Annotated in this window: 13 protein-coding genes; 3 read left to right on the forward strand and 10 right to left on the reverse strand. The window is 43.4% G+C overall.

The window, feature by feature from the left end:
* Window positions 1-109: 109 nt before the first annotated feature.
* The 5 genes from CEW93_RS05135 to yihA are packed head-to-tail and all read right to left on the reverse strand — an operon-like array spanning window position 110 to window position 4,183.
* The gene (locus tag CEW93_RS05135; RefSeq protein ID WP_089538872.1) at window positions 110-1,162 is read right to left on the reverse strand and encodes a low specificity L-threonine aldolase; all 1,053 of its coding nucleotides are present in this window, start codon (window positions 1,160-1,162) and stop codon (window positions 110-112) included.
* Window positions 1,159-1,605 carry a GatB/YqeY domain-containing protein gene (locus CEW93_RS05140; protein ID WP_089538931.1) on the reverse strand — a complete coding sequence of 149 codons (447 nt, stop codon included), beginning with the start codon at window positions 1,603-1,605 and terminating at the stop codon, window positions 1,159-1,161. Before CEW93_RS05140 ends, CEW93_RS05135 begins: the two co-directional genes overlap by 4 nt.
* A gap of 28 nt (window positions 1,606-1,633) precedes the next feature.
* Window positions 1,634-2,671 (reverse strand): hypothetical protein, encoded by a 1,038-nt coding sequence (locus tag CEW93_RS05145; RefSeq protein WP_089538873.1) that lies wholly within the window; start codon window positions 2,669-2,671, stop codon window positions 1,634-1,636.
* Window positions 2,672-2,679: 8 nt separating this feature from the next.
* Entirely contained in the window at window positions 2,680-3,522 is an 843-nt protein-coding gene (gene rsmI / locus CEW93_RS05150; protein ID WP_089538874.1) for a 16S rRNA (cytidine(1402)-2'-O)-methyltransferase, read from the reverse strand.
* Window positions 3,512-4,183 carry a ribosome biogenesis GTP-binding protein YihA/YsxC gene (yihA, locus tag CEW93_RS05155; RefSeq protein WP_089538875.1) on the reverse strand — a complete coding sequence of 224 codons (672 nt, stop codon included), beginning with the start codon at window positions 4,181-4,183 and terminating at the stop codon, window positions 3,512-3,514. The genes rsmI and yihA overlap by 11 nt, the downstream gene beginning before the upstream one ends.
* A gap of 374 nt (window positions 4,184-4,557) precedes the next feature.
* On the opposite strand from yihA, the gene CEW93_RS05160 reads away from it, so the two are divergent.
* The 3 genes from CEW93_RS05160 to CEW93_RS05170 all read left to right on the forward strand — a co-directional run bounded on the left by CEW93_RS05160 (window position 4,558) and on the right by CEW93_RS05170 (window position 6,823).
* Entirely contained in the window at window positions 4,558-5,256 is a 699-nt protein-coding gene (locus CEW93_RS05160; protein WP_089538877.1) for a cytochrome c, read from the forward strand.
* 149 nt (window positions 5,257-5,405) lie between these two features.
* Entirely contained in the window at window positions 5,406-6,494 is a 1,089-nt protein-coding gene (locus tag CEW93_RS05165) for a hypothetical protein (RefSeq protein ID WP_089538878.1), read from the forward strand.
* Window positions 6,482-6,823 carry an RnfH family protein gene (locus tag CEW93_RS05170; RefSeq protein WP_186727899.1) on the forward strand — a complete coding sequence of 114 codons (342 nt, stop codon included), beginning with the start codon at window positions 6,482-6,484 and terminating at the stop codon, window positions 6,821-6,823. The genes CEW93_RS05165 and CEW93_RS05170 overlap by 13 nt, the downstream gene beginning before the upstream one ends.
* Here CEW93_RS05170 and CEW93_RS05175 read toward each other — a convergent pair.
* The 5 genes from CEW93_RS05175 to CEW93_RS05195 form a co-directional block, all read right to left on the reverse strand.
* Complete coding sequence (locus CEW93_RS05175; protein WP_089538880.1) at window positions 6,820-7,614, reverse strand: TraX family protein; 795 nt, start codon at window positions 7,612-7,614, stop codon at window positions 6,820-6,822. The two genes, CEW93_RS05170 and CEW93_RS05175, sit on opposite strands and share 4 nt — an antisense overlap.
* Window positions 7,615-7,623: 9 nt before the next feature.
* Entirely contained in the window at window positions 7,624-7,860 is a 237-nt protein-coding gene (locus CEW93_RS05180) for a DUF2789 family protein (RefSeq protein WP_089538881.1), read from the reverse strand.
* Between the two features lie 260 nt (window positions 7,861-8,120).
* A complete protein-coding gene (locus CEW93_RS05185) occupies window positions 8,121-9,107 on the reverse strand; it encodes a malate dehydrogenase (protein ID WP_089538882.1) in 987 nt (328 codons plus the stop codon).
* A 228-nt stretch (window positions 9,108-9,335) separates the two neighbouring features.
* Window positions 9,336-11,369, reverse strand: coding sequence for a lytic transglycosylase domain-containing protein (locus CEW93_RS05190; RefSeq protein ID WP_089538883.1), 2,034 nt, complete (start codon window positions 11,367-11,369; stop codon window positions 9,336-9,338).
* A gap of 167 nt (window positions 11,370-11,536) precedes the next feature.
* A complete protein-coding gene (locus CEW93_RS05195; protein WP_089538884.1) occupies window positions 11,537-11,848 on the reverse strand; it encodes a hypothetical protein in 312 nt (103 codons plus the stop codon).
* Between the last annotated feature and the right edge of the window lie 122 nt (window positions 11,849-11,970).

Consider the following 11,970-nt stretch of genomic DNA (forward strand, 5'->3'; position numbering starts at 1 on the left):
TAAATCATTTTTTTTTAATATAATTTCATTTTTTTATAAAATTTTTATGGTTTAGGCTTATTTATATAAAAATAAAAAGGGCAATAATGCCCTTGGTTTATCTGGTGTGTTAATGCAGGTATTCTTTTATCGCATCAATCAGTGTATCCACTTGCTCCGCCGTGGTATCAAAACTCATCACCAGTCGTATCTCACCTGTCTGAGCATTCCAATCATAAAATGAAAACTCTTGGTGGAGTTTTTGACTGATTACTTTTGGTAGACTTAAAAATACAGCATTAGACTGCACAGGTTGGGTAAATTTAATGCCATCTAACTGTTTGATTTTTTGGTATAAATACTGTGCCATCTGGTTGCTATGGCGTGCCAATGTGAGCCACAAACCATCAGTCAGCCATGCCACAAACTGAGCCGAGATAAAACGGTGTTTGCTGGCTAACTGCAAATGGTTTTTACGCAAATAAGGCATGATGCCATCAAAGGCGGGGTTTAGCACCACCAAACACTCTCCCATCATCAGGCCGTTTTTTGTGCCACCCAGTGTGAGTATGTCTATGCCAGTGGCGGCAATGTCAGACAAGTTGCACCCCAGATACGCACAGGCATTGGCAAGCCTTGCCCCATCAAGATAGGTATATAACCCAAATGATTTGGCGGTAGTGGTGATGGCGATAAGTTCGTCCAAAGTGTAGCACGTCCCAAGCTCGGTAACTTGACTGAGATAAACGGTGGTGGGCTGGGGTGCGTGGGGATTGCCTTGATTGCTTTGGCAGATGCTTTTGATGTGTGCTGGGGTGAGTTTGCCGTCTGCTGTCTTGACTGGCAACAGTCGCAAGCCTGCCACATAGGCAGGGGCGTTGCTTTCGTCATTATAAATGTGGGCGTTGGTGGTACAAATCACCGCTCCATGTCTGGGTGTGAGTGCTGACAGGGCAATGATGTTCGCTCCTGTGCCATTAAAGACAGGATAGTTTGTGGCTTGCTGACCAAAACACTCGGCAATCAGCTCATCAAGTTTGCGACTGTATATGTCATCACCATAGGCGGTTTGATGCCCGCCATTGGCAGTGATGATGGCGTCCATGATGGTAGGATGAACGCCTGAATAGTTATCAGAAGCAAAAGCAAAATGACTGCGATTGTGCAGAGCCTTTGAGCTCATGCCAATGCCTTTTTGACCAAACCAGAGATAACGGCAGGGTCAGCTTGACCGGTGGTTTTTTCTTTGACAGCGTTCATCACTCGTCCCATGTCTTTCATGCCATCTGCATTAAGTTCGCTGATGGTGGCAGTGATAATCTCTTGCAGTTTGTCATCAGACAGTTGGGCGGGCAAAAACTGGCTAATCACTTCAATTTCAAACTGCTCTTTTTGAGCCAAATCATCACGACCATTGGCGGTATAAATGGATAAAGATTCTTGGCGTTGTTTGATTTGTTTTTGTAGCAGTGCCAACACGCCTTTGTCATCAAGACTGGTTTGGTTGTCAATTTCAATTTGTTTGATGGCAGCTTGGACGTTACGAAGTAGTTTGACCTGCTCCATCTCTTTGGCTTTCATGGCGGTTTTAACCGCTTCGGTGAGTGTGGTTTTTAAATTGGACATTTTTAATCTCGTATGGTTAATGATCAAATCAATTATCATGTATTTGGCAGCCAATTATATAACAGCCATATAGATAACGCAAATTATCGGTTGGTTTGCGGTTTGGTAAATCTGGTTTTCCTTGCTTTAATAATCGCTTAAAATAATCAATATTTTGTTGATGAAATTGAATGTTATCCATCAAGGTTTGTTTTTCTTTTTCATCTTGACTTAATTTTAAAGAAGTGGTTTCTTCTTTAAGCCAAATCATATCACCATATAACTCTTGTTGGATTTTGTTTTTCCAAATATCTGGATTTTCTTTAAAAATCTCATACCAAATCATATCCCAACTAATATGAATATTATCTATTTCATCTTTAATGAGTGCCATACATTTTTGATGGTCATTGATGTTGGCGTATGCTTGGGCGATGTCTATGTTGTCATAGATGCCTAATTGTTCAATTTGGGTTAAATATTGATAGGCAGTTGTGATGTCATTTTGTGCGATAGCAATATAGACATGATTTAATAAGATGTCAAATTGCCAATCATTGCCAATATAGGCTTCATTGCTGATGTCCTGATATATATCATCAAAGAGATGATAAATACCATCAAATTGTCCAATTTTTGCCAGCGTAATGGCTAAATTATTTTTGATAAATACTTTTTTATCACATTTTTTGCTTTGTTCTTCTTGGCTTAACTGATTAAAAAGTTTTAATGCTTGATGGCAACAGTTAATGATTGTTCGATAATGCTCTATATTGTTAGGTTTTTCTAATGTAAATAATAGTTGAGCATAAAGAGCATAATAATAAAAATGATTTATCTTTAATGACGAAATATTGTTGATGATATCAAGTGCTTTTTCTATTTCTCCATATTCATAAGACAAACAATAGGCATAATTGATGGTATTTTTAATGCTTGGATTGCTATGATATGCTTGTTTAAAATAATATAACTCTTTATCGCCATTTGGATTGTGCGTATAATAAATCCCTAATTTTCCAAGTAATTCATCATCATTAGGATTTTTGGATAACTGCTCTAATAATTTAGTTAATGTGTCATTCATCATATTTGTTACTTTTGTAGCATCAGCAGTCTGTCATACACCACGCTTTTTTTAAGCCCCAAAACGTCAGCGACAATCGCACTTGCTTTTTTGGGCGGTAGCTCTTTGGCGATGGCAAGTAGCCACGTGTCATAATCGGTGCTGACTTGTTTGTTGGTATTGCCTGCCACCACCAGCACCATCTCGCCACGTTGTTGGTTGGGGTCGTTTTTGACAAAGGCGGACAATTCGCCCAGTGGCAGCTTTTTAATCGTCTCAAAAGTCTTGGTCAGCTCTCGGCAAAGTGTCGCTTCACGCTCTGCCCCAAACACAGCGACCATGTCAGACAAACATTCGCCAATGCGGTGCGGTGCTTCATAAAAAATCAAGGTTTCACGGCTGTTTTGATGGCTTTTTAAAGTTTCAATTCTGCCGTGCTGTTTGGCAGGCAAAAAACCCACAAAGCTAAACTTATCACTGGGCAGACCCGCTACCGACAACGCCCCAATCACAGCACACGCCCCAACGATGGGTACAGTGGTGATATCGTTATCATGACAAGCTTTGACAAGGCGAAACCCAGGGTCAGAGATAAGTGGTGTGCCAGCATCCGAAATCAAGGCGATGTTTTTGCCACTTTTTAACGTTTCAACCAGTTTTGCGGTCTGTGTGTCAGCATTATGTTCATGATAGGCAGTGGTGGGGGTGGTGATGTTAAAAAATTGTAGCAGCTTAGCACTGGTGCGTGTGTCTTCACAGGCGATGATGTCCACCGATTTTAGGGTATCAATGGCACGAGTGGTGATGTCGGACAGATTGCCAATCGGCGTGGCAACCACATAAAGCGTGCCTTGGGATAAGTTAGCTGTCATGGCTGTCGTCCATTTGCTCGGTTGTGTGGGTGGATTGGGTGGTTTCTTGTAGATGCAGCCAGTCGCCCAGCACGTCTGCCAATTCATCAATTCCCTGCTTATCAAGTGCCGAAAATAGCTGGATAGAAAATGGCAAATCAAGGGCTTGCAGTTGTTTTTTAACCGTCAAAAGGGTAGTTTTTTGAGCCCCACGCTTTAATTTATCTGCCTTGGTTAATAAAACGTGTACAGGCAGTTTGCCGTCTTTTGCCCAGTGGAGCATTTGTTCATCAAAATATTTTAAGGGATGGCGAATGTCGGTCAAAAGCACCAGCCCCACAAGGCTTTGGCGATTGACCAGATAGTTTTCTAGTTCTTTTTGCCATTTGATTTTCATCGCTTCTGGCACTTGGGCGTAGCCATAACCTGGCAAATCCACAAGGCGACTTTGCTCACTGCCCACATGAAAAAAGTTAATCATTTGTGTGCGTCCGGGGGTTTTGGACGAGCGGGCAAGCTGTTTTTGGTGGGTGATGGTGTTGATGGCGGATGATTTGCCAGCGTTGGAGCGTCCTGCAAATGCCACTTCAAAGCCTGTATCGGGCGGACACAAAGCAAGGGTGGGGGCGGATAAGGCAAAGCTGGTTTGGCGGATGTGTTTAAGATACTCGGCGGTGTTCATGGGTGTTAAAGGTGTTGATGATTGAAAAATAGTGTATCATGAAAGGGCAAAAATAGCGATAAATGTGTGTTTGCCAGACTGATAAAAATAAAAAATAATGAATGTTTTTTGGGCTGGTGGTGGTATCTGCCCAAAGCAAATGCGATGACATCATCAAGTCTAAGAGTGAATCGGTTTATCCAAAATCGTACAAATTTTATCTTTGTTTTAAAAAATGTTACTAAAACCACATTTTTTATAGGCAAATTTAAAAAAATCTTGCTATAATAAGGCGTATTTTTTAAAATTTTTTGAAGTTCGTTGCTTTTTTCGGACACTCATTTCAACAAAACCCAAGACTTGGGGGTTGCCCCAGTAGTTAGTAGGAAATTGTTATGAAACCTGCAAAATCCCTTTTAGCCCATACTTTATTTAAAGTTGTCCTTGCCACAGGTTTTGGTTTTGCCAGCTTATCTGCCATGTCAGCCACCGTTCCTGCTTATGATGTGCAAGCAGGTAAAGCGATTGTAGAAGCCAACTGTGCCGCTTGTCATGGTGCAAATGGTGTGTCGGTCGCCCCAGCTCAGCCTAATTTAGGCGGTCAAAATGTCAAATATCTCTACAAACAGCTTGTGGATTTTAAAACAGGGGCAAGAAAAAACGGCATCATGGAAGCTCAGCTTGTTGGATTAACTCAGCAAGATTTGGCGAATGTTGCAGGATATTATGCTGAGCAAGCTCCTTGGATGCCAGGTTATGGTAATAAAGCGACTGCTGCTGCTGCCCAAAAGCTCTACCTAGGTGGTGATAAAACTCGTGGTATCATTCCTTGTGCAGGCTGTCATGACCCCAAAGGGGCAGGTAATGAGTGGGCGACATTCCCCCGTTTGGGTGGTCAGCACGCCACTTATCTTGCCACACAACTTAAACTGTTCCGTGCCGCAGGTCGTGAAGATGAAGGTTTGCTTGCCGAACAAGTGCGTACCAATGACAGTGCCAAAAAAGGTGAAAAAGGCATGATGCAAATGGTTGCTGCCAAACTGTCTGATAAAGACATTAAGATTTTGTCAGAGTTTTTGACCGCAGTTCACTAAGCCACAGACACCCAAAAAGCCCCTGTATTGGGGTTTTTTGTCGTTAGGTGTGTTACAATACCAGTCATTACATTCATATCGTCAGTTTGTTATGATATGACAGATAAAAGATAAGTACAGACGCTTAAAGTCATTGTATGGATAAAATCATGTTTCATCGTTATACTGTTTTTTTGGTGGCGTGTGCGTTGCCGTTGTTGTTTGTCAGACAAATCGCTCCGAGCATGGCTCATGAGTTGGATTTTTGGCTGTTGTGGCTGGTGGCGATGACGGTGGTGGGTTTGCCGATTTTATTTGCTGAGTCAGCACTGTCTGCTCGTAGTGGTGATGGTGTGTGGACAGGCATGCAAAAACTTACCCGAGAAGCAGATGCCAAGCTGATTTGGCGAATATTTGCAGGGCTGTCGGTATTGGTTGCCATACTGATTGCCTCAGACATGACCGCTCATATTGGTGCAGGCGTCATACAACATTTACCACAGCTAGATTTATCCGTGCCAAGTTTTGGGCTGAGCATGGGGCTGATGGTGGTGGTGCTGATTTTAAGTGTGTTAAAGTCTCGTCTTTTGCCTGTGGGGTTGGTGCTTGTGCTGATAGGCTCACTCATTTCGTTGTTTGATGGGGGCTTAGGTAGTGAAATCAGCGTGCCTGCCATGACCAAGATTGGCTTTGGCGAATGGGCAAAAGCGGTCTCACTGGCACTCATTTCGGTGGGTGTGGGAACAGGTTTGTATTGGTTTGGTGGCGGTCAATCTAGCCGCATTATTTATGAAAATAAAAAATCATTGGCAGGTTTTATTCTACCAATTTGGCTGACTCAGATTGTTTTTGGGTCATTTGCTCTTTTGGTGAGTAGTGCTTTTGTAACGCCGACATCATTTTTGGTGTCTAGTTTGGGCGTGCTACTGGTGGCAGGATTTTTGGTGCATTATGCCATGCGTGAGCTGATGGGGCGTTTTGGGCTGATGATGGGGGCTGGCACGACGGTGGTGGGCGTGTTGCTGCTGAGTGCCATTCCTGCCAAAGTGGTGCTGATGATGCTTGTTATGGTCAGCTTGGTGGCAGTAGTGGTATTGTCCGTTTTTTCAGGATTTGGCATGAAAATCAGCCATTTACGCAAAACTTTCAATTTTAAAACAGAAGGGCGTTATAACATTTGGCGAATTTTGGTGCGTTTGGTTGTGCCATTGGCGGTAGTATTGGCAATGATGGGTTGGGTGATAGAGTGGCTCAAATAACCATTAGTGTTGCTTATGCCCCAAGTGTGGGTGAGCCTTTTTATCAAGAAATGACGGTATCACAAAGCACAACCTTGGCACAAGCCATCAGGCAAAGCGGTGTGTTATCATTGGTTGAGCTTGGTGATTTTGATGAGTGGCTGACCAAAAATGCTGATGCCACACCCAATCATAAGGCATGGTATGTTGGGATTTATAGTGTCAAAAAACGCACTGATACGCCCTTGGTTGATGGGGATAGGGTGGAGATTTATCGTGCTTTGTCTGATGACCCCATGAGTCGCCGTAAAGCAAAAACCAAAGCCACCATTAAAAAGCTGTCATCTTAGGTGTGTTTGATAAAAAACACCAGCACACTTATCACCACCAAATGCCCCACATAATACCAATAAAACAGCAGTCTAGGTAGCCGATAATGCGTGGGTGATTTGTGTTGATTTTGCTCATACCACAACATGATTGGTACGCTTAAAAACACGCCATAATCCATCAGGCTTTTGGTGTTAAGTGGGGCGATATACTGTGTGATGATGGGGTGATTTTGACCAGCAAAAGACAAACCAAACAGCAGCAAAGTCATCACCAAAAAGCCCATCGCCCCAGCATAATAAATTGCCCCCACCCAAAAAATCACCAACATACCCCAATCTGACCAAGTGGATAATAAAGCAAGTAAGGCAAAACAAACACAGCCATAAAAATAACTGCGTGTGCGGTGAAGGTGCGTTAAGATGATAAGAGTAAGTAGCCCAAATCCAAGCGTAAACAGCACGTTGCCATAATAAAAAATTAGCCAAGGATTTGCCAACAATCCATCATCGCCCATCAGTGGGTATATATAAACTGCAAAAGGCAGCTGAGCTAATAAGCCAAAGCCAAATAAACGGCGAGCATAGCCTGTTATGTTGCGACTTAGCCTAAATCCTATCACCACCAAAAAACACGCCAATGGTATGGTCAATCGCCCAAAAAAGTGCAACAGCTCTGACAGTAGAGTATCGGTTGGCACAAATGCCCATGCCAAATGACCCACCGTCATTGCCACCATCATCAATAGCTTGATGCGGTCAAGGTACGATAGGTTTTGGTGGGTGCGGATAATAAAAGGATTAAAATCCAAGGATTTTTATCAGCTTTCGTGCAAACGGGCGTTTAGCTCATCTATCACCAGCGACCAAACAGCATCACGTTTCCACTCTTCACAGATAAACATTTTTTGTTGTTCATCCAAAAACGGGGCTTCTTTTAGGCTGGTATTTTCAGGTAGTTGGTTGTTTTGGATAAACGTTTCAATCGCTTCGTCAGAGCTATCAAGCCCAAGTTGAGCAAATAAATCATTCATGGTGTAATCGGTATCGCCTAGCATAAGTGCTCCTTGGTTGGTGTTGTGTTGATTGTAACAAAAGTTGGGGAATGAATGATGTATTTTATATCATTATTGTTGTCAAACTATAAAATTAATACGCAACTTTTGTAAACACCAAATGCTAGCATCGCTCATGATAAAGATAATTTATCAATAATAAATAAAATGAATTATTTTTTTAATTTTTAAAACTTTTTATTGTGATTTAAGGATAAAAAAACACCCCTAATGCGATAGGAGTGTTTTTGGTTATAATAACCTTAGAGCAAATGAGCAATCGCTGCACGCTCTTCTTCAAGTTCATTTAGCGTAATGTTGATACGCTCTTGGCTAAACTCATCAATCTCTAAGCCTTGAACAATGGTGTATTCGCCGTTTTCGGTGGTAACAGGGAAACCAAACATCACGCCTTCTGGAATGCCATAAGAGCCATCAGATGGGATGCCCATGGTTACCCATTCGCCGTTTGAGCCAAGTGCCCAATCACGCATGTGGTCAATGGCAGCGTTAGCAGCAGAAGCGGCTGATGACAAGCCACGCGCTTCAATGATGGCAGCACCACGTTTGCCTACGGTGGGCAAGAACACGTTGGCGTTCCATTCTTGGTCGTTAATCATCTCTTTAACAGACTCGCCATCAATGGTGGCAAAGCGATAGTCAGCGTACATGGTTGGGCTGTGGTTACCCCAAACGGTCAAGTTTTTGATGTCTTTGACGGCTTTGCCAGTCTTTTTGGCAACTTGGGTCAAAGCACGGTTGTGGTCAAGGCGAAGCATCGCAGTGAAGTTTTTGGCAGGCAAATCAGGGGCTGACTTCATGGCGATGTAGGCGTTGGTGTTTGCTGGGTTACCGACCACTAGGACTTTGACATCACGGCTAGCCACATCATTTAGGGCTTTGCCTTGAACGGTAAAGATTTTGGCGTTTTCTTGAAGCAGGTCAGCACGCTCCATACCAGGTCCACGGGGACGAGCACCCACAAGTAGGGCATAGTCAGCGTCTTTAAATGCCACATTTGGGTCATCTGTGCCAATCACGTCCACAAGCAGTGGGAATGCACAGTCATCAAGCTCCATGATAACGCCTTGTAGGGCTTGTTGTGCTTTTTCGTTAGGGATTTCTAGTAGTTGTAAAATCACAGGTTGGTCTTTGCCAAGCATCTCACCTGATGCAATACGAAACAGTAGGCTGTAACCGATTTGACCAGCCGCACCAGTTACGGCAACACGAACGGGTTGTTTGCTCATGATTTATCCTTAAAAATGGGAGAAAATTGGGGTAATTTTACAATTTCAAAACCATTTGAACATTGCAAAATCACCCTAGTTTAGCATATTTTTTGGGAGATTGGCAAAGATTTTTTGGGCGTTATGATTGATGATAAAAATCATTTTGCCAGTTTATTTGATGGGTTACTCAAAGCAAAGCGAGTGGTTGTCAAAAAACCGCCCATGATTAGGCGGTTTTAGCTTAAATTACCACGATGGCGATACATTGCCCATACGCTGAGTGATGGAGATGGGTTGCCCCATGAGTGTGCTGTAAATAGTGGCATTGGTCATCACTTGTTTGACATAATCACGAGTCTCAAAATAGGGAATGGCTTCTACAAACTGGTCAGCAGAGATGGTGCCATGTTTGGGCAGCCATTTTTTGACAGGGTTTGAGCCAGCGTTATAAGCGGCGGTGGCAGGGGCGATTTGTCCGTTAAACTCTCGGGCTTTGTCAGACAGATACCATGTGCCATAGCGAATGTTGGTGTCAGGATTGGTGGCATTGCCACTGCTGCCGATTTTACGAGCAATCATGTTGGCGGTGGCAGGCATGATTTGCATTAAACCACCAGCCCCCACACCAGATTTGGCGTTGGGTTGAAAACGGCTTTCTTTGTGAGTGATGCCTAATGCCCATGCAGGGTCAATACCAACATTGCGACTGTGATTCATAAAGCTGTGCTGATAAATGGGGGGTGTGGGGTGCGATAAAGCACTTACTTTGGCGTTTGGATTTTTGTCGTGCAGATATTCTGCTGCATAGATACTGCGATTATAGACGCCCATGTCGTGAGCTTTTTTGGCAGCAGCGATGATAAGTGCATGGTCGCCTGCCTTGGTGGCGTTGCGTACCGCCCAGTTCCATTCACGTTGGATGTGTTCAGGATTGGCATTATTTTGCATGAGCATAAAAGCACGAGCAAAATTGGCGTCTTTCATGACACGGTCGGCATCTCTTGCACTGATGGCAGGCAGTTGATTGCCACCAATATCAGAGATGGACAGGCGTTGCCCAATGCGGTCTTTGGCGAGCAGACCATAGTAGTCCAGCTTGTTTGCCAAACTGCCATATAGCTGGCGAGCTTGGTTTTGTTTGCCAGTTTGTTCGTAGGCACGAGCAAGCCAGTACTGCCAAATGCGTTCGCTACGTTTGTCCATGCTCATCGCTTCAATGGCAAATGCCACGTCCGCCCATTGGCTAAAATAAATCGCCACTTGGGCGTAATCTTCGGCTTCTTCATAGTTAAACGGTTCACCTTGGCTATTTCTAAACCAAGTTACCGCTTCCATATTAAAGCCATCATCGGTATTCATGTTCATGCGTTTGACAGCAATGCTTCGCCACGCATAGCGTTTTGCCATGTCAGAGAGCAGTTTTTGGGGGTGTGCATTATCGGCATTGATGTCAAAGCTAAGTTGTTGCTGGGCTTGCCAATAAGAGCGATGTGCTAGCTGGCTGATGGCATAGATGTATAGATATTGGTTGGTTTCGCTGTATGGCGATGTGGCAAATTGCGTTAAAAAGGCGTTGGGGTTGGCTTTGATGCTTGATAGGGTGCCATAATCAATCGCCAGTCCAAGAGAGCGAGCCAAATTAACAATGTCGCTGATTTTATCGGTGGCAGGCTGACGGCTAGACAGCTGACGACCATCAATGCGTATCATGCGAACAAGCTGTTCTTGGCGGTCAGTGCGAGTTATGCGTGGGTTGTTTGCCATTTCGCTGGCAAGTTTGTCGCACAAAGACTGCTTGATGTTGGTATTTAGCCAAACTTCTGATTTTTGGTGTAAGGCACGAGCATCCCCTGCATGATTAAAACCAAGACCGATGGCACAGGCTTCGGATGCATCGGCATTTTCTATGGAGTGAGCTACGGCACGCACGCTGGCATAATCACCTTGGCGAGCTTTGGTTTCGGCATAGTCGGCAGCCAGTTTTTCGCTCATGACATTACTGGGATATTGGCGGACAAAAGCATTGACGGTATCAGGCGATTGGCTAGACAGATTATAATTCAGTCGCCAATAAGTCGGATACATCGCAAAAAGCGTGCCTTGCATACTTTGCTCATACTGATACATGGCGTTGGGGCTTGCTTTTTGGCGTTCAGCTTCCATAAACTGATAGACACTGGTATCATATTGATAATCAGCACACGCCACCAAACCTAAGCTTGCCAAAGATAGAGCAAGGGCGGTTTTGTAAAACAGATGAGAAAGTGGGGAAGTTTTCATAAGAAGCCTTTTGGGGTACAAATATTGTTAGCTTAACAAATTATCTTTGCCTAAGCTGTGCAGGTTGTATGAAATTGGTAAAAATTCAGGCATTTTAGCAAGTAATAAGCAAAATTGCCACGTCAATCATGTCGCCACATCATTTATATTTGATTAAAAAATAATCATTATATAAAAGTACGCCAAAGTATCGCCAAAACCACCACCACACAGCCAAACCACCATACATATCTGGCAAAAGCTGGGGTATCTGCCAAATGCTCCCCTTGCCCTGCCATGTCGTTTTGTGTAACGACAAATCGTAAATACACACATTCTATCAATGACATGACTGCCAAACTTAGATATGTCGCCACATAAATCAAGTCTGGCGTTGCTTTAAAAATCTTTACACTGCCCAACACAGCAAATTGAATTGCTCCCACAAAAAAGATGGCACGATAACAATAAGGGTGATTGATGAGTTGTTTTAAGGTCATGACCAAGTCCAAAAGGTGCTTTGTGTAATTATAACAAAAATCAAAGACTTATATACAAACTTATGCTATAATACTCTGTTATTTTATTGATTTTAGTGCCATTAGTTACCAAAACGCACCTG

Source organism: Moraxella sp. VT-16-12 (genome assembly GCF_002224245.2).
Classification (GTDB): Bacteria; Pseudomonadota; Gammaproteobacteria; order Pseudomonadales; family Moraxellaceae; genus Moraxella.